At 68.6% G+C, this 22,330-nt stretch carries 20 protein-coding genes, 1 tRNA gene and 1 pseudogene; 14 read left to right on the top strand and 8 right to left on the bottom strand.

The annotated features are described in order from the left end of the window. Positions 1 to 13 precede the first annotated feature (13 nt). The 3 genes and pseudogenes from truD to V0Z78_RS16220 all read left to right on the top strand — a co-directional run bounded on the left by truD (position 14) and on the right by V0Z78_RS16220 (position 3,533). Positions 14 to 1,375, top strand: a complete 1,362-nt coding sequence (gene truD, locus V0Z78_RS16210) for a tRNA pseudouridine(13) synthase TruD (protein WP_336345711.1) — start codon at positions 14 to 16, stop codon at positions 1,373 to 1,375. A 4-nt stretch (positions 1,376 to 1,379) separates the two neighbouring features. After that, positions 1,380 to 1,739: pseudogene (locus tag V0Z78_RS16215) on the top strand (TspO/MBR family protein); the annotation flags it as partial. 519 nt (positions 1,740 to 2,258) lie between these two features. Continuing rightward, positions 2,259 to 3,533 carry an MFS transporter gene (locus V0Z78_RS16220; RefSeq protein WP_336345713.1) on the top strand — a complete coding sequence of 425 codons (1,275 nt, stop codon included), beginning with the start codon at positions 2,259 to 2,261 and terminating at the stop codon, positions 3,531 to 3,533. On the opposite strand, the gene V0Z78_RS16225 is transcribed toward V0Z78_RS16220, so the two are convergent. Together V0Z78_RS16225 and V0Z78_RS16230 are read right to left on the bottom strand one after the other, a co-directional pair. After that, a complete protein-coding gene (locus V0Z78_RS16225; protein ID WP_409338754.1) occupies positions 3,530 to 4,843 on the bottom strand; it encodes an MATE family efflux transporter in 1,314 nt (437 codons plus the stop codon). The genes V0Z78_RS16220 and V0Z78_RS16225 overlap by 4 nt on opposite strands. A gap of 194 nt (positions 4,844 to 5,037) precedes the next feature. Further along, the gene (locus tag V0Z78_RS16230) at positions 5,038 to 5,799 is read right to left on the bottom strand and encodes an aldo/keto reductase (RefSeq protein WP_336345715.1); all 762 of its coding nucleotides are present in this window, start codon (positions 5,797 to 5,799) and stop codon (positions 5,038 to 5,040) included. Positions 5,800 to 5,877: 78 nt separating this feature from the next. On the opposite strand from V0Z78_RS16230, the gene V0Z78_RS16235 reads away from it, so the two are divergent. The 9 genes from V0Z78_RS16235 (at position 5,878) to V0Z78_RS16275 (ending at position 14,772) form a co-directional block, all read left to right on the top strand. Beyond that, positions 5,878 to 6,603 (top strand): DUF2103 domain-containing protein, encoded by a 726-nt coding sequence (locus tag V0Z78_RS16235; protein WP_336345716.1) that lies wholly within the window; start codon positions 5,878 to 5,880, stop codon positions 6,601 to 6,603. Positions 6,604 to 6,739: 136 nt separating this feature from the next. After that, the gene (locus V0Z78_RS16240) at positions 6,740 to 7,492 is read left to right on the top strand and encodes a helix-turn-helix domain-containing protein (protein ID WP_336345717.1); all 753 of its coding nucleotides are present in this window, start codon (positions 6,740 to 6,742) and stop codon (positions 7,490 to 7,492) included. Between the two features lie 64 nt (positions 7,493 to 7,556). After that, the gene (locus tag V0Z78_RS16245; protein WP_336345718.1) at positions 7,557 to 10,064 is read left to right on the top strand and encodes a heavy metal translocating P-type ATPase; all 2,508 of its coding nucleotides are present in this window, start codon (positions 7,557 to 7,559) and stop codon (positions 10,062 to 10,064) included. 257 nt (positions 10,065 to 10,321) lie between these two features. Continuing rightward, positions 10,322 to 10,603 (top strand): 50S ribosomal protein L37ae, encoded by a 282-nt coding sequence (locus V0Z78_RS16250; RefSeq protein WP_336345719.1) that lies wholly within the window; start codon positions 10,322 to 10,324, stop codon positions 10,601 to 10,603. After that, positions 10,600 to 10,734: a DNA-directed RNA polymerase subunit P gene (locus V0Z78_RS16255; RefSeq protein WP_253513287.1), complete on the top strand. Its 135-nt coding sequence runs from the start codon at positions 10,600 to 10,602 to the stop codon at positions 10,732 to 10,734. Before V0Z78_RS16250 ends, V0Z78_RS16255 begins: the two co-directional genes overlap by 4 nt. A gap of 13 nt (positions 10,735 to 10,747) precedes the next feature. After that, complete coding sequence (locus V0Z78_RS16260; protein ID WP_336345720.1) at positions 10,748 to 11,011, top strand: KEOPS complex subunit Pcc1; 264 nt, start codon at positions 10,748 to 10,750, stop codon at positions 11,009 to 11,011. A 218-nt stretch (positions 11,012 to 11,229) separates the two neighbouring features. Next, a complete protein-coding gene (locus V0Z78_RS16265) occupies positions 11,230 to 13,983 on the top strand; it encodes an oligosaccharyl transferase, archaeosortase A system-associated (RefSeq protein WP_336345721.1) in 2,754 nt (917 codons plus the stop codon). A gap of 132 nt (positions 13,984 to 14,115) precedes the next feature. Then, positions 14,116 to 14,520 carry a prefoldin subunit beta gene (locus tag V0Z78_RS16270; RefSeq protein WP_336345722.1) on the top strand — a complete coding sequence of 135 codons (405 nt, stop codon included), beginning with the start codon at positions 14,116 to 14,118 and terminating at the stop codon, positions 14,518 to 14,520. Next, positions 14,521 to 14,772, top strand: a complete 252-nt coding sequence (locus V0Z78_RS16275) for a DUF3194 domain-containing protein (RefSeq protein ID WP_336345723.1) — start codon at positions 14,521 to 14,523, stop codon at positions 14,770 to 14,772. It begins immediately after the preceding gene. A gap of 29 nt (positions 14,773 to 14,801) precedes the next feature. Here the strand turns inward: V0Z78_RS16275 and V0Z78_RS16280 are convergent, their stop codons facing one another. The 3 genes from V0Z78_RS16280 to V0Z78_RS16290 form a co-directional block, all read right to left on the bottom strand. After that, a complete protein-coding gene (locus V0Z78_RS16280) occupies positions 14,802 to 16,703 on the bottom strand; it encodes a DUF2070 family protein (RefSeq protein WP_336345724.1) in 1,902 nt (633 codons plus the stop codon). Between the two features lie 86 nt (positions 16,704 to 16,789). Then, positions 16,790 to 17,341 (bottom strand): GMP synthase subunit A, encoded by a 552-nt coding sequence (locus V0Z78_RS16285; RefSeq protein ID WP_336345725.1) that lies wholly within the window; start codon positions 17,339 to 17,341, stop codon positions 16,790 to 16,792. Between the two features lie 65 nt (positions 17,342 to 17,406). Continuing rightward, positions 17,407 to 17,922: a DUF7097 family protein gene (locus V0Z78_RS16290; RefSeq protein ID WP_336345726.1), complete on the bottom strand. Its 516-nt coding sequence runs from the start codon at positions 17,920 to 17,922 to the stop codon at positions 17,407 to 17,409. A gap of 95 nt (positions 17,923 to 18,017) precedes the next feature. Here V0Z78_RS16290 and V0Z78_RS16295 point away from each other — a divergent pair, with 95 nt between their 5' ends. Together V0Z78_RS16295 and V0Z78_RS16300 are read left to right on the top strand one after the other, a co-directional pair. After that, positions 18,018 to 18,371: a DUF192 domain-containing protein gene (locus V0Z78_RS16295; protein ID WP_336345727.1), complete on the top strand. Its 354-nt coding sequence runs from the start codon at positions 18,018 to 18,020 to the stop codon at positions 18,369 to 18,371. Between the two features lie 155 nt (positions 18,372 to 18,526). Next, positions 18,527 to 20,056 (top strand): (R)-citramalate synthase, encoded by a 1,530-nt coding sequence (locus V0Z78_RS16300; protein WP_336345728.1) that lies wholly within the window; start codon positions 18,527 to 18,529, stop codon positions 20,054 to 20,056. Here the strand turns inward: V0Z78_RS16300 and V0Z78_RS16305 are convergent. From V0Z78_RS16305 to V0Z78_RS16315, 3 genes are all read right to left on the bottom strand, one after another. Next, a complete protein-coding gene (locus tag V0Z78_RS16305) occupies positions 20,053 to 20,367 on the bottom strand; it encodes a HalOD1 output domain-containing protein (RefSeq protein WP_336345729.1) in 315 nt (104 codons plus the stop codon). The genes V0Z78_RS16300 and V0Z78_RS16305 overlap by 4 nt on opposite strands. Before the next feature lie 269 nt (positions 20,368 to 20,636). Further along, positions 20,637 to 20,721 (bottom strand) — tRNA-Ser (locus V0Z78_RS16310). An 88-nt stretch (positions 20,722 to 20,809) separates the two neighbouring features. Further along, positions 20,810 to 22,327 carry a cobyric acid synthase gene (locus tag V0Z78_RS16315; protein WP_336345730.1) on the bottom strand — a complete coding sequence of 506 codons (1,518 nt, stop codon included), beginning with the start codon at positions 22,325 to 22,327 and terminating at the stop codon, positions 20,810 to 20,812. Between the last annotated feature and the right edge of the window lie 3 nt (positions 22,328 to 22,330).

A 22,330-nucleotide genomic window follows, 5' to 3' on the forward strand; every position in this document is an offset into this window, starting at 1 on the left:
GAGGAATCGCGGTATGGACGGCGACCGGCTTCCTCAAGGACACCCGATCGAGCGCGAGGTCGGCATCGCGTACTACGTGAGCCGCGATCCGGGGATCGGCGGGCGGATCCGCGACCGGAACGCGGACTTCCGGGTGCGCGAGATCGAGGCGTTCGACGTCGAACCTGCCGACGCTGGCTCCGACGCCTACCCGCATCTGGTGATCCGCGCCACCCTCGAGGGCTGGGACACCAACGACTTCGCCTCACGGCTCTCCGACGCCATGGGGATCAGCCGCGAGCGGGTCTCGTGGGCGGGGACGAAGGACAAGCGCGCGATCACCACCCAGCTGTTCAGCGTTCGGAAGGGCGATCCGGACGAGTTGCCCGAGGTTCGCGGCGCGGAGATCGAGGTCGTCGGTCGGGCGGGTCGAGCGCTCGAGTTCGGCGATCTGGCGGGCAACGAGTTCGAGATCCGCGTCGATGGCGTCGACAGGCCGGAGCACGTCGATCCGATCACCGACCAGCTCCGCGAGTTCGGCGGCGGTTCGGTTGGAGTACCGAACTACTTCGGCCAGCAGCGATTCGGCAGCCGTCGGCCCGTCACCCACGAGGTCGGCCTCGCCGTCGCCCGCGGCGACTGGCGCGGAGCCGTACTGGCGTATCTCGGCGACCCGCGCGAGGCCGAACCCGAGGACACCCAGGAGGCGCGGGCGTACGTCGAGCGCGAGGTACGTGACGCATCGGAGGGTGGCGAGGACTGGCGGGGCGCGCTCGAGCGATTCCCGCGCAAACTGGGCTACGAGCGCTCGATGCTCCATCGGCTGGTCGAGAACGGGGCCGAAAACGAGGCCGATTTTCGCGAGGCGCTCGAGGCCGTCCCCTCGAACCTCCAGCGGCTGTTCGTCAACGCGGCTCAGTCCTACCTGTTCAACCGGATCCTGAGCGAGCGCCTCGAGCGGGGGTTGCCGTTCGACCGCGCCGTCGCGGGCGACGTGGTCTGTTTCGGCGATGCGGACGCTCCCGAGGGGTTCGCCTGGCCCGATCCCGATCGGACCCAGCGAGTCACGGAGAATCGCGTCGAGACGATCAACCGCCACCTCGCCCGGAACAGGGCGTTCGTCACCGCGCCGCTGGTCGGTACGGAGACCGAACTCGGCGAGGGCGAACCCGGCGAGATTGAACGTGCGGTGCTCGAGGACGAGGGAATCTCCCCGTCCGATTTCGACCTACCCGGCGAGTTCGACTCCACCGGAACCCGGCGCGCGATCCTGCTCACCACCGATCTGTCGGTCGACCGCGATCCCCTCACCTTCTCGTTCTCGTTGCCGAGCGGCTCGTACGCGACCGTCCTGCTCCGCGAGTACCTGAAGGGCGATCCTCGAGAGCTCGGCTGAGAGTAGCTTCATTGTCGTGTGGACCCGACTGACTGGCATGTCGGAGATCTCGGGCAGGAGCATGCGGATCGGGCGGCGCGAACTGCTGGGCGCGCTCGTCGCCGCCGTACTGATAAACCTGATCGGCGCGCTCGGCGTCTTCGCCTTACAGATGGTCCTCAACGTGGCGTGGTCGCCGACGTTCTTCACGCTGCAGGCGCCGCTCGCGGCGCTCGGGATCATCCTCGCGCTGTGGGTGCTGGTCGTCGCCACCATCGTCGCCTTCGACCGCGTGGATCGGCGTGCGGCTCTCCTCCTCGTTCCGTACTTCACGTGGGTGAGCTTCGCCGCCGTCCTGAACTACTCGCTCTGGCGGCTGAACTGAATGGTTCTGCACGGACTGGGCGAACTCCCCTTCTCGAGGAACTCAGCCTTGAGGTCGTGGACCTCTCTGTTCAAGAGTCCGCCATAACCCGCGATCTCCGCCATGACCGCTCTTCGAGTCGATCAGGTCGATGAAAGACGCGAACTGAAACGCTGCAGTGAAGTCCGGAATACACCCTTTAGCAACGGACCACACCGTCATGATAGAATCACTCGATCCAGAATATAGACTGTGAACCCGATGCCGAGGAGAACCACGATCCCGAGGAGGAACATCTCAGGACTTCCAGACCTGTCAGCGTCATAGAGAATCATGTGACGTAGAGAGAAGCCGGCGATAATACGTTTGTGGCTGCCAGGATCGGGTCGACTGTCTGTTCGGATACCACTCACTCTACGGACTCCAGCCGTTAACAGGGTGAAAGCAGTCGTGAGATCTCCTCATACGGTGTCCCGAGGGGACCAGTCGAGCGATTTCCGGATACCGAACGCTTTCCGTCCGCGGGGATCGACTGGCCGCGTGAGCAGCCGTCTCCGCGACCCGAACGTCCGCCGCTGGCTCCTCTGGGGGACGCTTGCGGTCGTCTTTCTGCTCGTCAACGTCTATCGGCTCTCGACGGCGGTGATCACCGAGCAGCTGATGGCGGCGTTCGCCCTCAGCGGCGCGCAGTTGGGAACGCTCCACGCCGCCTTCTTCTACGTCTACGCGCTCATGCAGATCCCGACTGGCGTGCTCGCGGATCGCGTCGGACCCCGGCTGACGGCGGCCGCGGGCGCGTTCGTGATGAGTCTCGGGGGGATCTGGTTCGCGCTCGCCGGCTCCTATCCGATGGCGTTCGCCGCACGGACGCTGATCGGCCTCGGGGGGAGCGTGATCTTCGTCTCGATCCTGAAGTTCTGTGCGAACTGGTTTCGCGCCGACGAGTTCGCGACGGTGACCGGCCTCTCGTTCGCGATTTCGGGCGTGGGGGGCGTGCTGGCGACGACGCCGCTCGCGCTCGTTGTCGGGACCGCCGGCTGGCGGACCACGATCGCGTCGCTCGGTACCGTCGGGCTCGCGTTCGCCGGTCTCACGCTCGCCCTCGTCCGTGACTCGCCCGAGCGGGCCGGTCTCCCCCCGATCGAAGGCGTTCCTGAACGTCCGACGCCCTCGATGGCCGAGGTCCGCGAGCACGTCGCGAGGGTGCTTCGCGACCGCTGGACGTGGGTCGTCAGCCTCATGCTGTTCTGCATCACTGGATTGAACCTCACGCTGTTCGGGCTCTGGGGGATCCCCTACGTCGTCCAGACCTACGGCGTCTCGGTGGCCTACGCGTCAGTGTTCACGCTGCTGGGGAGCGTCGGCGTGATGGTCGGCCCGCCCGCGATCGGCTGGTTCTCGGATCGCATCGGTCGCCGAACCGAGCTGATGATCGCCAGCGGGACCGGTTACACCGTCGCGCTCGCGGTCATCGCCGTCGTCGGCGACCCGCCCCTGGTAGTGGTCGCGATTGCCTACTTCCTCGTCGGCTCACTGATGGGCGGGTTCGTGCTGAGCTACACGATGATGAAGGAGCGCCACCCGGCGGCGGCGAGCGGCATCGCGACCGGCACGATCAACGGTACCGCCTTCCTCGGCGCGGCGGTCCTCCCCACGGTGATGGGCTGGGCGCTCGACGCCTACTGGACCGGCGAGGTCGTCGACGGCGCACGGGTCTACACCGCGACCGGCTACCGGGTGGCGTTCGCCATCGCCACCGCCTGCGGGCTCGTCGCCCTCGTGTGTGCGCTCTGGCTCCACCGCCGCCAGGGTTAGTCCTCGTCCCCGACGCTCCCCCGGTCGTGCATCATCTCGGCGCCTCGATCGAGCCAGTTACGCCGGTAGTAGACCGATCCGACGACGACGTTGCGCCACGCGAAGTCAGCGACGATCGCGACGTAGGCGGCGACGACGCCGTACTCCAGTCGAATGCCGAAGACGTAGGCGGTCCCGAGCAGGAAGAGGGCGGTCCCCGTGAGCTTCGCGAGAAAGGGCGAGAGCGTCTCGCTGCCCCCGCGAAGCGAGCCGGCGATCACCACGTAGAGCGCGATGAGGAACGCCGCGACGCCGTAGGCGCGCGCGAAGCCGACCGCGTAGTCGAGCGTCGTCGGGTCGCGGGTGAAGGCGAGGACGAACCACTCCGCGCCCGCGACGAGGACGAGGCCGAGGCCGCCGACGGTGAGCACGGCGAGCGCGGCGGCCGCCCAGCCGTCGAAGTACGCCCGCTCGGGCTCGCCGCGGCCAAGCGACTGACCGGCGAGGATGCTCGCGGCGGTGCCGTAGCCCCGCGAGAGCGGCGAGGCGAGCTGCTGTTCCATCCGCCGGCCGATGTGGTAGGCCGCGTTCACCTCCGTACCGAACGCGAGCAACACGGCGTTGAAGGGGAACTCGGCGATCAGCTCCGTCACCCCTTCGGCGACCCGCGGCGCGCTGATCCTCACGAGCTGTCTCGCGATCGTGAGGTCGGCTGGCCGGACGAGCGAGAGCTCGCCTCGCGGGCTCGCGACGACCGCGACGAGCGCCAGCGCCGCGAGGCTGTCCGAGACGGCGGTCGCGACCGCGATGCCGAGCACCGAGAGCTCCGGGACGGGCCCGAGTCCGAACGCGAACGAGATCGTCCCGGCGATGTTCAGTACGTTTGCGGCACCGTTGACGTACATCGGCGTTCGAGTGTCGCCCGTGCCCTGGATCGAGCGCGAGGCGATCAACAGCACGTGGTAGGCGGGCGCCGAGAGGAGGACCACCGCCAGGTAGAGCCCGCCGATCCGGACGACCTCGCGTTCTGCGCCCAGGAGCTCGATCGCGCCGTAGCTGAACAGCAGTCCGAACAGCACGAAGGGAAGGCCGACGAGGGTGCCGAGCGCGAGCGCCGTCGAGACGGCCTGGTTCCTGTTCGCGTGCGCGCCGCTGCCGGTGTCCTGGCTCGAGAGCGCGATCGCGCCGTCGCCGACGCCGAGGCCGACCCAGAGCGGGAGCCGGGCGTAGACGTCCGCGAGGCCGACCGCGGCGACGGCGGCCGGCGAGAAGAAACCCGCGACGATCACGTCGGTCGTGCGCATCAGGGTCCGCAGGACCTGCTCTGCCATCACCGGCCACGAGAGGGCGAACACGCGCCGCCAGACCGCCAGAACGCGGGCCCGGAGTCCGTCGTTCCCGTCCACTCGCTCGAGCTACCGGGCCGACGGGTTTGAAGGTTGAGATGGCGGACGCCCGGCCCGTTGGGCGCGGCTCGATCGAACGGCACGGAACGAAGCCCCGTCGGCTCGACGAGACCGCGGGCCTACTCGAAGAGCTTCTCCTCGCGATCGATCTTCTCGATCCGTGTAACGTCCTCCTCGTCCAGCTCCAGCTCACGAGCCGCGAGGTTCGCCTCTAGGTGGTCCTCGTCGCTGGCCTTCGGGATCGTCACCACGCTCTCGAGGCCCGCGAGCCACGCGAGGCTCACCGCCGCCGGCGTCGAGTCGTGCTTCTCGGCGATCTCGCGGAGTTCAGGAACGTCGAACACCGCCCCCTGGGCGAGCGGCGAGTAGGCGACCAGCACGTGGCCGGCCTCGCGGGCGTACTCGCGGAGCCCGCGCTGGCGGTAGAGGGGATGGCACTCGACCTGGTGGGCGACGATCGGCGAGTCGAGGATCGTTCGGGCCTCCTCGAGCTGCTCGGTGGTGAAATTGCTCACGCCGACCTCCTCGATCAGGCCCTCCTCGCGGAGCGCGTCGAACGCCGGCAGCGTCCGCTCGGGGTCGTAGGCCTCGATCGGTCGGTGGACGTAGAGCAGCTCCACCGAGTCGAGACCGAGGCGATCGAGGCTCTCCAGGGTGGTTCGCCGGACGTCCTCGGGCGCGAGGCTGTCGGCCCAGACCTTCGTCGCCACGGTGAGCTCATCGCGGTCGACGTCGGCGCGGGCGATCCCCTCGCCGACGACGCGCTCGTTCTCGTAGATCTGGGCGGTGTCGAGGTGTCGATAGCCCAGGTCGATCGCCCGCGTGATCGTCTCGGGATCGTCGATCCCCATCGTCCCGAGGCCGATCGGTGGAAGCTCCATATTCTCGAACTGGGCGCCCCGTTTGAACCGCTGTCGGAAACGGTCGGGTTTTACCTCCGGAACGGCGTACTACGACCGATGCGGTGCCGTCACTGCCACTCGGCGCTCGAGAAGCCGGGCGACTACTGTCTGGTCTGTCGCTCGGCGAACGCCGACGGCGTGGTCTGTGAGATCGCCCGCGACCGGGTCGAGCTGACGATGCTCGACGGCGAGGAGATCCTCGGGCGGACGACGATCACCACCGTCCCCGAGTCGGGCGACCCCGCCGAAGTGGTCGAGCGGCGTAACTTCGCGGGTCGGGTGGCCGACGAGATCCAGCGAAAGCGCCCCGAGGCGGTCTACGCCGCGGGCGACCGCGAGGTGCTCGCCGAGATCCGCCGCCAGCTCCACTACGATTTCTATCGCGTCGACGGCGAGGACCCCGTCGAGACGGTGATCGAGCGCCACGGCGAGCCCGCGCTCGCGGTGGTCGAGACCCCTCCCGAGGAACGGATCGGCGGCAGCCACTCGACGCTGATCGGCGGCCGTTCCGGGATGAAGGTGATCCACCTCGTCGCGGGCCACCCTCACGTGAAGAAGGTGATCCCGGGCCCGATCGATGCCGGCGGCAGCGGCTCGCAGTCGGGGCTGCGCGCGAAGGCCACCCGCGCGGGCGAGAACGGCAACGTCCGGCTCCTCCTGCGTAACGGTTCGAGCGTTCAGGAGAACCGCGTCGTGACGACGGCCCCGGACCGGGAGACGGGCGAGCGGGTTCGGGCCGACCTCAACGGGCTGCTCGAGGAGGAGGGCTACGGCGTCGGCTGATCGAGCGAAAGCGAGTACGGTCGGACGGCACGTCGGGACCTCGCTTCGGCGTGGAAGGCTTCGAGTCGAGGCGCCGGGCGTGGCCGAGCGCTCGGCGACACCGCCCGTTATATCCGTACGAGTCCTACCGCCGGACATGCGCGAGCTCGTCTTCACGCTCGACTACGAGCCCGGGTGCAACGCGGTGGCGGACGCGCTGGCAGACCACCCCGACGCCCGGATCCGCTCCCTGTCGCTGCATGCCACCGCCGAGAGCCTCTGGCGCGTCGACCACGCCACCGGACCGCCGGCCGCGCTCGCGGCCATCGAGCGGACCGTTCTGACCGCCGACTACTACGCCGACTGCCTCGCCGCCGAGGACTGTGCGGCCACCCAGCGGACCGAGGTGCTCGAACACACCGACGACACGCTCGTCCTCTACTCGTACTGGGAGCGTACGCCCGCCTGTGCGTCCGTCCCCCACATCGCGCTCGACCACCTCGGCGACGGCGTGCTGTTCGAGACGCGCAACGAGGGGCGCGAGTACACGTGGCGCATCATCCACTCCGGGGCAGGGGACCTACGAGCCTTCTTCGATGCCCTCGAGGCCGCCGTCGGCGACTGTGCCCAACTGGAGGTGCGCCGGGTGACGCAGGCGCAGGCCGCGGCGTCGGCCTCAGACGCCTCCCCCGGGATCGACGGCCTGCCGCCCGAGCAACGCGAGGCGCTCAAGGCCGCCGTCGATCACGGCTACTACGAGACGCCGCGGGCGGTCGACGTGAGCGAGCTGGCCGACCGTCTCGGCGTGCCCCGCTCGACGCTCACGTACCGCCTGCGCCGAGCCGAGGCCCACGTGATGAGCCGATACGTCGGCGACGGGTCGGCGGACGAGCCGACGCCGGCGCTGTAGACGGGCCGGGAGTTGGAACGTTCCAACCGAGCCCCTATCCGCCTCACCGCCCTACGAGGGAGTAATGAGCGGGAACGACGCTGCGGCGGGCCGAGTGGGCGAGGGTGGGCGGACGAGCGAGCGGTCAGTCCGCCTCGGCGTCCCGGACATGGACTGCCCCTCGTGCGCGCAGAAGGTCGATAAGAGCCTTCAGCGCGTCGATGGCGTCGTCGACGCCGTCCTCCAGCCGACCACCGGTACGGCCACGGTGACGTACGATCCGGAGCGTGCCAACGAGGCGGACGTGGTCGCGGCCATCGAGAACGCGGGCTACGAGGTGCTAGGAGGCAGCGAACCGGAGGAGGACGACCGGTCCGGCGGCGTCGACGTCGCGCCCCCCGCCGAGGTCTGGACGAGTCCCCGCGCGATCAAGACGTGGATCGGGGCGGTGTTCGTCGTGTTCGGTCTCCTCTTCGAGTTCCTCCTCACCGCACAGAACGTCACGGTGGCCAGCGTCCTCGGTTATCCGCTCTCGATCGGGGCCGTCCTGTTCCTCGGAGCCGTCGTCACCAGCGGGATCCCGGTCGTCCACAGCGGCTACTACTCGGCGCGGAATCGGAGCCTCGACATCGACCTGCTGATGGGGACGGCGATCGTCGCCGCCACGGCCATCGGCTACTTCGTCGAGGCGGCGACGCTGGCCGTCCTCTTCAGCATCGCCGAGCTGATGGAGGAGTACGCGATGGACCGGGCGCGCGATTCCCTGCGCGAACTGATGGCGCTCTCCCCGGACGAGGCGACCGTCAGGCGCGACGGCGCGGAGGTGACCGTACCCACGGCGGAGATCGAAGTGGGCGAGACCGTGATCGTGCGCCCCGGCGAGAAGATCCCCCTCGACGGGACGGTCGTCGAGGGCGAGAGCAGGGCGGGATCGAAGATCCCGCGAGCGAACGGCGACAGCGAGGAGCTTCGCTCCTCGGGTCATGCGAGCGAGCGGAGCCCGCGAGCAAAAGCCGTGAGCGCGGTCGACCAGTCGCCGATCACCGGCGAGAGCGTTCCCGTCGACAAGGCCGCGGGCGACGAGGTGTACGCCGGCGCGATCAACCAGGAGGGCTATCTCGAGGTCAGGGTCACGTCGGTGGCGTCGGACTCCACCCTCTCGCGGATCATCGAGATGGTGCAGGGAGCACAGGCGAAGAAGACCGACACCGAGCAGTTCGTCGACCGGTTCTCCGGCTACTACACGCCGATCGTGGTCGTGCTGGCGATCCTGACCGCCGCCGTTCCGCCGCTGCTCATCGCCGAGCCGATCTCGGTCGACGTAGCCGGGTACACGCTCGGCTTCGCCGCCGACTGGCAGACGTGGTTCATCCGCGGGCTTACGCTGTTGGTGATCGCCTGCCCGTGTGCGTTCGTTATCTCGACGCCCGTCTCGGTGGTGTCGGGGATCACCAGCGCCGCGAAGAACGGCGTCCTGATCAAGGGCGGCACCTACCTCGAGGCGATGGGCGAGGTGGACGCCATCGCACTGGACAAGACCGGGACGCTCACCAAGGGCGAGCTCGCCGTCACCGACGTCGTCCCGCTCGGCGACGTCGACGAAGCCTCCCTGCTTCGCTACGGCGCCGGTCTCGAGCGACGAAGCGAGCATCCGATCGCCGCGGCGATTCTCGCCCGTGCCGAGGAGGGCGACGTCGGTCGCCTCCCCGAGCCCGACGGGTTCGAGAGCCTGACCGGGCGTGGCATCCGCGGCGAGATCGACGGAGAGACGTACTACGCGGGCAAGCCCGCCCTCTTCGAGGAGTTGGGGTTCGATCTCTCGAGGACTCGCCGAGCGACTGACGGTGGCTCCGACGCACAGCGCGGGGCGGAGGCTCGTCGGACGCAGCGGTCCGACGGCGGCACCGTAGCCGAGAGAGCGACCGCCGCCGGTGGCGAGCGATTCGCCGACGACGCGCTCGCCGCGCTGGAGCGGGAGGGCAAGACGGTCGTCGTCGTCGGGACGGAGACGCGGTTACTGGGCGCCATCGCGATCGCGGACGAGGTCCGCCCCGCCTCGAAGCGGGCCGTCGAACGCCTGCACGAACTGGGCGTCGAACGGGTCGTGATGCTGACCGGCGACAACGAGGGCACGGCCCACGCCATCGCCCGCGAGGTGGGCGTCGACGAGTACCGGGCGGAGCTGCTGCCCGAGGAGAAGGTCGAGGCCATCGAGTCGCTCCAGGCGGAGTACGGCGACGTGGCGATGGTCGGCGACGGCATCAACGACGCACCCGCACTCGCCACCGCGGAGGTCGGCATCGCGATGGGGGCGGCCGGCACGGACACGGCGCTAGAGACCGCCGACATCGCCCTGATGGGCGACGACATCGGACGGCTGCCGTATCTGTACGCGCTGTCGCACGAGGCCAACAGCGTCATCCGGCAGAACATCTGGGCGAGCCTCGGCACGAAGGCGCTGCTCGCGCTCGGCGTCCCGCTCGGGTTCGTGAGCGTGGCGCTGGCGGTCATCGTCGGCGACATGGGGATGAGCCTCGGCGTGACGGGGAACGCGCTTCGCCTGGCGCGGATCACGCCGGAGCGGTTCGACTGACGTCACGACGGGGCAGCCGGGAACGCATGACTCGCCCCGTGGAGCGCCTCGACGACGCGAACGAACCAGCCCGGTGTCGTTCGTGCGCACTGGCCGCGACCACAGAGAACGAGCGGTCGATCCGAACGACCATCGGGAGTGAGGATCGTTTTGGTCCAGCTTTTGCCGAAGGAGCACGCCGAAGGCGTGCGACTGCAGCGCAAAAGGTGGGTTGGTTCAACAGGCTTATGTGCGCGCTTCGGATAGCTACGGCCACTATGGCTAAGAGATCGAAGGGCGTCGGCAGCGCGGGGCGTTTCGGTGCGCGCTACGGTAGAGTCTCTCGAAAGCGCGTCACCGAGATCGAGGCGGACATGCACGACTCGCACACCTGCCCGGAGTGTGGGACGGACGACGTCTCCCGAACGGGGACGGGTATCTGGCAGTGCGGGAAGTGTGGCTACGAGTTCGCCGGCGGCACCTACCGCCCGCAGACCCCCGCTGGCCGGACCGTCACGCGATCGATCCGTGCGGCACTCGACGAGTCCGACGACGAATGAGCTACAAGTGCTCGCGGTGTAAACGTGACGTCGAACTCGACGAGTACGGCGGCGTCCGCTGTCCGTACTGCGGTCATCGCGTGCTGCTCAAGGAGCGCAGCCGCGACGTGAAGGAAGTCGGCGTGAACTGACGAGCGGGCCGGGATGGACGCGCCCCACGACGCGATTCTCACCTTCGAATACGACGATCAGCGCCGCGCTCGCGTCGTCGAACGCAGCCTCCGTCCGGAGGTCGAACCGCTCGCGGACGCTCGCTCGCAGGCCACGCTGGGTCACGAGAACACGACGCTCACGGTCCGGATCGAGGCCGACGACCTCGTGGCGCTTCGGGCGGCGCTCAACACGTGGTGCTCCCTCGTCGACACGGCCGAGACGGTCGCGGACGCCGCCGAACGCGACGACGCATGATGTGGGACGTCGCGTCCGACGCTCGATAAGGGCTCGTCCCCCGGTCGATCCCCCCGGACTCGGCGCGAACGCTGGTCTCGACGGTGTCCGCGGGTGGAGGAGGCCCGAGCCGACCGTCCCGTTCCCGGCGTTTCGCCCGCTCACGGCCGCTCTGCACCCCCGAACGACGGGGCGTCGATAGTGAAAGGTTTATCCTCGTATCAGCGATTCGTACGTCAATGGGCGAACGTACCGAGCGGGCCGACCGCACCCGCGGCTCGTCTCTCGTTCTCGAGGCTCTCAAGCGGTGGTATCACCTCCCTCTCCTCGCGATCGCCATGCTCTTCATGTTCTGGGTCCGCGTCCAGTCCTACGACGACTTCGTCTTCGACGACGGCGCGATCCGACTCAGGGCGGTCGACTCGTGGTACCACTGGCGAACGACGATGTACACGGTCCACAACTGGCCCGCCACGATGCCGTACGACCCCTGGACGGCCTACCCGACGGGCACCTACGTCGGCCAGTTCGGCACGCTGTTCGATCAGATCATCGCCACCGTCGCCCTGATCGTGGGCCGGGGCGACCCCACCCAGCAGACCGTCTTCCTGGTCGCGCTCCTCACCGTGCCCGCGCTGGGCGCGCTCGTCGTCGTCCCAACCTACTACATCGGCGCACGTCTCGGCGGACGCATCGGCGGTCTGGCGGGGGTCGTTCTGCTCGCGCTGTTCCCCGGACTGTTCCTGAACCGGACCACGACGGGCATGCTCCAGCACCACGGCGCAGAGGTGCTGTTCATGTCGATCGCGGTTCTGGCGATGATGGTCGCGCTGCGCGTCGCCGAGAGCGGGGACTCGGTCTACGAGACCATCGCGGTCCGCGACCACGGGCGGTTCGGTCGACTGGTCCTCTACAGCGTTCTCGCGGGCCTCGCGATCACGCTCTACATCTGGGTCTGGCCCCCTGGGATCGTACTGATCGGCATCCTCGGGTTCTTCTTCGTGATCGAGCTGAGCGTGGAGTTCGGTCGCGGCGGACGCCCCGAGAACCTCGCGTTCGTCGGGGCGGTGGCCCTCGGCGTCACCGGCGCGCTCACGCTGGCGACGATGGAGGTCACCCGGATCAGTTCCACGAACGCCGGTCCGCTCCAGCCGCTTCTGGCGTTCGTCGTCGCGCTCGGCTGTGCGTTCATGGCGTGGCTCGCGCGCGGCTGGCGGAGACGCGGCCTCGACGAGCGATACTACCCCGCCGCGATCACCGGCGTCATCTTCGTCTCGATACCGATCGTCGCGCTCCTCCTGCCCGAGCTATGGGGGACGATCGTCCAGACCGTCTCGGGCCGACTGCTGCCGTTCGGCTACTCGACGACGGCGCTGACCGTCCAGGAGGCCCAGCCGCCCGACGCCTTCAACCGGTTCGTCTACCGCCAGTACGGCCTGGCGTTCTACACGGCCATGATCGGTCTGGCCGTGCTCGTCGCCCGCCTCGTCCGCACGGCCGACCACCGCTCCGAGCACGTCCTGATCGTCGTCTGGACGCTCTTTCTCACCTCGATGGCGTTCACGCAGATCCGTTTCCACTACTACTACGTGGTGCCGATCGCGGTGTTGAACGCGTACCTCATCGGGTGGGCCATCGACCGAGCGGGCCGTATCGACGGCTCGCGTCTCCGCGGGATCGACGGTCATCAGGCGCTGGTGCTCCTGGTGTTGCTGACGATTCTCGTCGTCCCGCTGATGCCGCCGGTCGCGGAGACGACGGTCGTCGAGGCCGGCCAGACCACGAGTCCGAGCCGGGACGCCATGTTCTGGAAGAGCTCGAACGCGTGGCTCGAGACGAACAGCCCCGCGCCCGGCGCGTGGGGCGGCGCGGACAACGAGGACGAACTGGCGTACTACGGCACCTACGACGTCCCCGAGGACCGCGACTTCGCGTATCCGGAGGGGAGCTACGGCGTGATGTCGTGGTGGGACTACGGCCACCTGATCACCGTCCAGGCCGAACGCATCCCCCACACCAACCCGTTCCAGCAGAACGCCAGCTCCGCCGCCGCCTTTCTCACTGCCGACTCCGAGCAGCGGGCCGAACTCGTTCTCGAAGCGCTGCCCGCCGCCGCCGGAGGGAACCCCACCACCCTGGAAGACGGCGAACTCGCGGCGATCGCCGACGAGCGGACCGCCCAGCAGGAGGACGAGGAGATCCGCTACGTCATGATCCACGACGAGATGGCCGGCCAGAAGTTCGAGGACATCACCGCCTACACCGACGCCGAGGACGACGCCTACTGGAGCCATCGAAAGGTCGAGGCTGAGGTCTACGAGGGTACGACGACCGAGGCCGAGACCGAGACCATCACCGCCCCGTCGCGCAACCAGGCCTACGCGGACACCACCCTCTCGCGGCTCTACCACAACGACGCCGACGGGATGGAGCACTACCGTCTGATCCACGAGGACGACCAGGTCTCACAGTTCGCCACCGTCGCGGTCTCGTACGACAGCGGCGAGAGCTGGCAGCCCCTCTTCCTCAACGAGAAGGTGACGGCGCACGTCCGGGAGACGGTATCCGACCTCCAGGAGGATCCGGAGGCGTCGGTGGCGGTCTATGACGTCCACCAGCGCCCGAGCGTGAAGACCTACGAGCGCGTCGAGGGCGCCCGGCTGACGGGCAGCGTCGACGCCCCCGAGGGGTCGATCGTCACCGCCGAGGTCGACCTCACCACGACGCAGTACGATCGGACGTTCACGTACACCCAGACGGCACGCGTGGACGAGAACGGGGAGTTCGCGATGCGGGTGCCGTACGCCACCGAGGAGGACCGCGGCGTCGAGGAGGGCTACACCGACAGCGACGTTGCCGCAGACGGCCGCTATCGGGTCAGCGTCGAGGACGAGTCCGCAGAAGAGGACGTGTTCGGGAACCAGGACGAGTTCGTCGGGACGGCCGAGGTTCCAGAGAGCGCGATCTACGACGACGAGACCGTCGAAGTCTAACCGCCTCATCGGTCCTGTTGGCCTCCTTCGACGTCCCGACCGTCCGCGGGATTCCCTCGGGCGTGATGGGTCCACGTATCGCTCGCCAGCCAAAGCGGGGGTTTTTCAAGTACGGATCACCTCGAACGGAGTATGCAGGGTAACCTACCGCCGGAAGCACAGGAGAAGCTCGAGGAGCTCCAGGGTCTGCAGGACACCGCACAGCAGGTCGCCGTCCAGAAGAACCAGGCCGAGACCGACCTCAACGAGTCGCGCAACGCGCTCGAGACGCTCGAGGAGGTCGACGAGGACACCACGATGTACCGCGAGGCCGGCGAACTGCTGATCGAGACCGACCACGAGACGGCCAACGAGGAGCTCGAGGAGAAGGTCGACAGCCTCGAGGTCCGCCTCGAGACGCTCAAGAAACAGGAGGAGCGCGTCCAGTCAGAGTTCGAACAGCTCCAGCAGGAGCTCCAGCAGATGCTCGGCGGCGCGGGCGGTCCCGGCGGTGCGGGCGGCCCGGGCGCCGGCCCGAGCCCCGGTCCCGGCGCGTAGATGCCGGAGCCGAGCGACGAGGAGATCGTCCGGACCGCCGCCGAGGCGGCCGAAGGACTCGTCTTCTCTCGGTACGCCAAATCGGAGGTCGACGACCTCGACGTGACCGTCTCCTTCGAGGAGGGCGTGCTCGAGGTCGACGTCTACCTCGACGTCGAGAGCGAGGAGGCCGAGGAGGTAGCCGAGGACGCGGTGCTCGCTGCCGAGGCCGCCGTCGACGAGCTGTTCGAGGAGGACGGCCGATCCGAGTGACCTACTCCTAGAAAGCGCCTCGGCGCGCTTTACGTCAGAACCAACAGCAAGAGGCTCACGGCCAGGACGGCGACGGTGACCGCGACGGCGAACGCACCGCCAAGCGTCACCGCGGCGTTGGCCGTGCTGGCGAGCGACTCGGTTCGGTCGTTGCCGAACACCGTCACCGAGGTTCGTTCGGTCGCCAGCCCGGCCTCAACCGGTTCGAGATCGTCGATCGCGGCCCCGACCAGTCGGCCCACGAGCGCTTCGAGTTCGTCGTGATCGATCGCGGCCCCGACCTGGTTCGTCGCCTCGACCGTGTTGACGACGTGAGTATCGGTGGTCAGCACCTCCGCGGCGTCGACCTCATCGAGCGCCGCCACGAGCCGGTCGCGAAGTCCCGGTTCCATGTTATTACCGTCGATCAGCACGTAGGCGGTGGTGTGATCGCCGACCGCGACGACGGCGACCCGCACGCCAAGCGGGCCGATCCCCTCCTCGGTCGTCCACTCGGTGCGGTCCCAGGCGGTCCCGAGGCGGAGTCGTCCGTCGACGCCGTCGACCATTCGCTCGCCGGCCTCGGTTGCGGCCTCGATGAGGTCGAACGAGCGCGTGCTGCCGGGCGTGACGTGGCCCAGATCAGGACCGGACAGCCCGTTGTTACTGTTGTGGGCGTCCGCAACGAGCACGTCCTCGAGGCCCGCGGCCCGCGCTCGTGCCCGAGCAGTGAGCCCGACACCGTAGTCGATGTCGTCGGCGAACCCCGGCGCGAACGTCGAGACCAACAGCCCGCCGTCGCCGAAGCGCTGGCCGAGTACCGACGCCTCGCCCGCCCGGACGCGGACGCCCGTGCTCGCGGTCGGGGCGTAGTCGATCCGGTCGTGGGCCCGTCTTGCCGCTTCGAGCAGCGAGTCCACCTCACGCTCGGTAACGAGGTTGAAGTCGTGGCCGGCGGTCGCGTGCGGGGGGAACGCGAGCCCGTCGGTCTGCCGGGCGATCCGAGTCGGGACGTTGCCGCCGCCGATCTCGCCCATGGGCCCCGGATGGATCATCGGGAGGACGAACCGGGCTTTCTCCTCGCCGCCCGGGCGGCGAAAGGCGAGCACTGTAACGGGGACGATCGCCTCCTCGCCGAGTCGCTCGAAGAACACCTCGAGTTCGCGAGAGCCCTCGGCGACGTGACCGATGAACCCCCGGAGGAAATCGAGTACCGAGACGCCGAAGCTTCGCCGCCACGGGCGGTCGATCGCCGCGAGAAAGAGGTGGACGCCGACGGCGTACAGCGCGCAGAGGGCGACCAGAAGCGAGAAATGTCGCGGCGCGAGCCCCGTGAGCGCCGCGGGCGCCTCCTCGGTGCGGATCAGGTACGGTCGAAGCGAGCCGTCGAAGATCGGGCCGCCGATCTCGACGTACCGGTAGGTGCCCCCGTAGACGAACAACAACGCGGCCGCGACGGCGGTCTGGATGCCCGCGGGGATCGCGGCCACGGGCAGCGACGACCGGGACACCGCCATCACCACGAGCAGGCGCATGGCGAACACGGACGCCAGCCCGACGATGAGCGCGTCGAAGATGAACGGCTGGCCGAGACCGACGAGCATCTCGAAGACGTCCGCCCACACTAGCACGGCGACGACGAGCAGTTCCCCCACGAGCGCGAGCAGCGCCGACCGGTTCGGCGTGAACTGCCCGCCGAGAAATCGGTCGACGCCGGTCGTCGCGATCGCCGCGACGATCGTCGGCACCCAGACGTAGAAGATCCCCTGCCAGGCGTCGTGGCCGACGACTCGAAGCTCGGCGATGGGTGCGACGGCTCCCGTCGCGGAATCGAACGACGCGACGCCGACGACGGCCGCGACACACAGCGCGACCGCCAGACTGGCGTGCCATCGCGGCGCCCGAAAGACGTACCGCGAGAGGTCGGCGAGATCGCTCTGGGCTGTCGTCATTCGTTCACGCCTTCGGTCGCCAGCACGAGAAACGTTCGATCGTGGCGCTTGCGATCCCGGCGACGGCCTGCCCCCGACCGGCCGGATCAGTCACGACAGCGGGCGGCGAAGTTCTCGAAGACCTCCTCACCGCGCTCGGTGTGGGCCACCTCGGGATGCCACTGGACGCCGTAGAGTTCCCTGTCCACGTCGCTCATCGCCTCGACCCCACAGACCTCGCTTCTCGCGGTGCGTGCAAAGCCGTCGGGAACCTCCTTCACCTCGTCGGCGTGGCTCGCCCAGACGCGAGTCTCCGGGGCGAGCGAGCCCACGAGGGGGTCCTCCGCGTCGGTGATTTCGACGGTGACGTCGGCGTAGCCGCCGTACTCCCCGCCCGCGATCTCGCCGCCGAGTTCCGCGGCGATCACCTGCATCCCTAGACAGATCCCGAACACCGGAACGTCGAGCTCGAGGTACTCGCCGCAGTTGCCCGCCCGATCGATGTCGGGGCCGCCCGAGAGGACGAGCCCGTCGGCGTCGATCTCCTCGGGCGGGGTGTCGTTGTCGATCACCTCGGTATCGACGCCCATGTCCCGCAGCGCGCGGTGTTCGAGGTGGGTGAACTGGCCGTGGTTGTCGATCACGACGATCCGGGTCATTGAGTGAGGTAGCCGACGGGAGGGCAAAAACGACGCGGAGTAGAGTCGCCTTCCCCCAGTCCGTCTCAGCGGTCGTAGCGTTCGGCGGCCGACTCGAACCCGGTCTCGTCGAGTTCGCGGCTGCGCCGTTCCTCCCGCTCGGCGAACGCCTCCGGATCGGGCGAGACGTCGTCGTCGATCCGTGCCCACGAACGGTGGATCCTCGCGTGACACCACCGACAGAGGTAGACCGTGATCTCGTGGCCCGGCTCCTCGCCGTCGCCCGGATAGGAGAGGTGGTGTTCTTCGAGCAGGGGGCGCTCCCCCGAGTGGGCCATGCGGCGCTCCTCGAGGCCACAGCGCACACACTCCCGGTCGGTCGCCCGCGATCGGAAGTGCGGGCAGTCGCTCCAGTCGTTTCCCTCCTCGCCGACGAGACACGCGTAGCCGTCCTCGCGGCGCTCGCGGGCGAACTCCGGGTCGCGCTCGGCGTGCTCGAAGGCGTAGCGACACCGGCCGTCGTCGGTGAGGTGATCGCAGCGCTCGACGTGCTCGTAGGGATCGTCGACGCCGACCGGCGTGTCGTTGGGCGTCCGCTCCATCTCCGTTCCCGGTCTTGAACCGATCGCGCCTAAAGCGTTCCGCGCCCCGCAGGTGGCCACAAGGGCCTTATCGTGATGGAGTGAGTCCCGCTCCAGTGTACCTGGTCCACGATGACGCTCCGCTCGCGACCCGCGTCGAGGTCGCGGACTCGTTTCTCGCGCGGGCCCGCGGGCTGATGTTCCGGCGGTCACTGCCCGAGGGATACGCTCTCGTCTTCGAGTTCGGCCGGCCCGTGGTCCGCTCGCTGCACATGCTGTTCGTCCCGTTCCCGATCGACGCCGTCTGGCTGGTCGACGATCGAGTGACCCGCGTCGCGCGACTCGATTCCTGGATCGGGTTCGCCCGCGGGCGGGCGGATACGATCGTCGAACTCCCCGCCGGGACGACCGCCGCCGTCGAACCCGGCGACGTCGTCCGCGTCGAAGACGCCGGTCGAACGGACGGCTGACGCACGATCTGTCGCGATCACCAGGTTGATATAGGGGCTCACCCACCATAGGGGTACAATGGAGAACGCTTCCCATTGCTCGGAGGATAGAGGAAGTCGGGGCGACCCGGCTGGATGCGAAATTCTCCCGCGAGCATAACCCGGAGAGAACCCCCTTGAAACACGACGCTCTCTTCAGCGACGGCTTCGAACCGCCCGAGGAGGTCCGCCTCCTCGACACTACGCTCCGCGACGGCGAGCAGGCGCCCGGCATCTCGATGTCGCCCGAGCAGAAGGCCGAGATCGCCCGCACGCTCGACGCCGCGAAGGTGCCGTTCATCGAGGCCGGCAGCGCCTGCACCGGCGAGGGAGAGCGCCGCACCATCCGCCGGGTGACCGATCTGGACCTCGACGCGACGGTGACCAGTTTCGCCCGCGGCGTACGGAGCGACGTCGACCTCGCGCTCGACTGCGGCGTCGGCGGGGTCACGCTGGTCGTCCCCGCGAGCGACCGCCACATCGAGGGGAAGGTCGGCACCTCCCGCGAGGCGGTGATCGACCGGACCGCGGAGCTGGTCGAGTACGCGAAGGACCACGACCTCTGGGTCGAGGTCATCGGCGAGGACGGCTCGCGTGCGGATCTCGACTTCCTCGAGACCCTCATGGCTGGCGCGATCGACGCGGGTGCCGACCGAATCTGTTACGCCGACACGGTCGGCCACGCCAGCCCCCACCAGGCCTACGAGGCCGTCTCGCGGCTCGCCGCGCTCGGACCGACGAGCACCCACACCCACGACGACCTCGGACTGGGGATGGCGAACGCGCTCGCGAGCGTCGCCGCCGGCGCTGACCTCGTCCACGCCACGGTCAACGGCGTCGGCGAGCGCGCGGGCAACGTCGCCCTCGAGGAGGTCGCGATCGCGCTCTCGCACTGCTACGGGATCGAGACGGTCGACACGACGATGCTCTACGACCTCGCACAGCTCGTCTCGCGGGCTACGGGCGTCGAACTGCCGCCCAACAAGGCGGTGATCGGTCAGAACGCCTTCGCCCACGAGAGCGGCATCCACACCGACGGCACGCTCAAGGACGAGCGCATGTACGAGCCCTACCCGCCCGAGCGGGTGGGCCGCGAGCGCCGGCTGGTCCTCGGCAAACACACCGGGCGAGCCGGTGCGCGGGCCGCCCTCGCCGAACACGGCGTCGAGGTGGACGACGAGGGACTCGGCGAGATCGTCGACCGCGTAAAGGAGATCGCGGACCGCGGAAAGCGCGTCACCGACGCCGACCTGCTCGCGATCGCCGAGGAGGTCCGCGGCGAGTCGCGCGACCGTCGGGTCGAACTCGTCGATCTCACCGCGGCCAGCGGCAGCGGTACGCCGACCGCGAGCGTTCGACTGACCGTCGACGGCGAGGAACGCGTCGCGAGCGGCGTCGGCAGCGGTCCCGTCGACGCCGCGGTCTCCGCGGTCAGGGAGGCGCTCGGATCGGCCGCGAACGCCCACCTCGAGTCGTACCACGTCGACGCGATCACGGGCGGTACCGACGCGGTGGTCACCGTCGAGGTGACGATGTCTCGGGACGACGACTCGGTGACCGTCGCCCGGAGCCACGCCGACATCACCCACGCGAGCGTGACCGCGATGGTCGACGCGCTGGATCGACTCCTCGTCTCGAGCGTACGGGCACCCGTCGCCGACGACTAGTCGTCCCGCCGGCAGATGACGATCTCGCCGTCGGCGTGGATCGTCACCCAGTAGGTCTCGAGCGGGAACTGCACCGTCCCGTCGTCGCGATCCGTCCGGTGGCGGACCGGTCGGAACAGCCCGTCGAGACAGTCCGGATCGACGACGTCCGCCAGAACGAGCGAGGAGGGGCCCGTGAGGTCGGTCGCTTCCTCGATCGCCGCGATGATCGTCGTGCTGAGTGCACGTCGCCCCTCGAAGTCGTGGTAGGCCCGATGGACGTCGGACTGGGAGCCCCCTGCGGTCCCGTTTCGATCCTCTTCGGCGGTCATGGTTCGGTCCCCCTCGTTACGGGTTCCATCCGACATCCACCAGCCAGAGATAAATACGTTGTTGCCAACTCTGAATAATGATAGGTTCGACGATCAGAAACGGGAACGTGGCCGTAACCGGGTCGAGACGTACGAAATAGGCGCCGTCAAGATATGGATATCGTAACGAGTTTCAGACACGTGAGGCGAGCGTCGGATCCGTGCCGGTGCGTATGGTCGGGCGATGACGACGAGGGCTCGCTTCGCTCGTTGCGTTACGCCGGTAGAAACGCCGAGGGAGAGATTTGAACTCTCGAGTCCGTGAGGACAGCAGATTTCGAATCTGCCGCCTTGGCCAGGCTAGGCTACCTCGGCTCACTTCGGCGTACTCGACGCGGTATATTAGTCGTTTCGGCTTCACTTCGTGGGGCGGTGTACCGTACGACACCCTCCCGACTTCGGGTCACGGTTCCTCGGCATCGGGTTCGGGAAACACCCTCCTGACGTCTAGGTGATCCGAGACCAGCCGCGCCGCCCGATCGTACGGCGTCGTCGGTGGCCGATCACCTCCGTCGGGCCGAGCGCGTTCGGCGTCCGCGAAGACCCGATCGAGAAACGCGTCCCGGGCGATCCGGTTCTCGAAGAGCCCGTGGAGATAGGTCCCGAGCACACGATCGGTCGCCGCACCCGACTCGCCGCCCTCGAAGGGCCGCGCGACGGGTTCGAGCCCCGACGTCTCGCCCATGTGGATCTCGTAGCCGCTCACCCGTCCGTTCGCTCCGGAGAGCGGGCCGACGCTCCGGAGTTCTCGCTCGACGCGTTCGACCCGCTTCTCCTCGGAGAACCGGGTCACGACCGGCAGTAGGCCGAACCCCTCCACGACCGACTCGTCACCAGTCCCCTCGATGTCGGCGTTCGTGATCCGCTCGCCGAGCATCTGATAGCCGCCACAGAGGCCGACGATCGGCCCGTCGAACTCCCGCAGCCGATCCGCGAAGCCCGCCTCGTGGAGTTCGAGCAGGTCGTCGACGGTGTTCTTCGTACCGGGGAGGACGACCGCGTGTGGGACGTCGGGCCCGTCGAGGAGGGTCTCGGGCGGGCCGTATACGACTCTGACGCCCGGTTCGGCCGCGAGCGGCTCGAGATCGGTGAAGTTCGAGATTCGCGAGAGGCGCGGCACCGCGATCCGAACGCGTTCGTCGTGGGCGTCCTCGCCGAGGACCGCCGTCTCGCCCGTCGCCGGGAGCGAGACGCTGTCCTCCGCGGGAAGTCCGGGGTCGTCGTACGGGAGGATCCCGAGGATGGGAACGCCGGTCCGCTCCTCGATTTCCTCGATCCCCGGCTCTAACAGTGAAGAGTCGCCGCGGAACTTGGTTATGACGGCGCCGAGAACGCGCTCGCGGACGTCCTCGGGCATCAGCTCGAGGGTACCGTAGAGGCTCGCGAACGCCCCGCCACGCTCGATGTCACAGAGCACGAGCACGTCCGCGTTGGCGAAGCGGGCGGTCTCGACGTTCGCCAGGTCGCGCTCGTGGAGGTTGATCTCCGCGATCGACCCCGCTCCCTCCGCGATCACGACCTCGTACTCGCTGGCGAGCCGCTCGTAGGACTCGAGGGCGGCCTCGCGGGCGCGGTGCCACCCCTCCTCGTAGTACTCGTCGCTCGCGTAGTCGCCGACGGCCTCGCCGTGGACGACGAGCTGGCTCTCGCCGTCGCCGCGGGGCTTCAGGAGCACCGGGTTGAGATCCGTCGACGCCTCGATCCGTGCTGCACGAGCCTGGACGTACTGGGAGACGCCGATCTCGCCCGCTCCGACGGGATCGTCCGCGATCGGTACCGCGCGGGCGTTGTTCGACATGTTCTGGGCCTTGAACGGCGCGACCTCCACTCCCCGGTCGGCGAGGTGGCGACAGAGTCCCGCGACGACGGTGCTCTTTCCGACGTGGCTCGCGGTCCCCGCCACGAGCAGCGTTCGGGTCACGGC

The sequence above is a fragment of the Halalkalicoccus sp. CG83 genome (assembly GCF_037081715.1).
Lineage (GTDB): Archaea > Halobacteriota > Halobacteria > Halobacteriales > Halalkalicoccaceae > Halalkalicoccus > Halalkalicoccus ordinarius.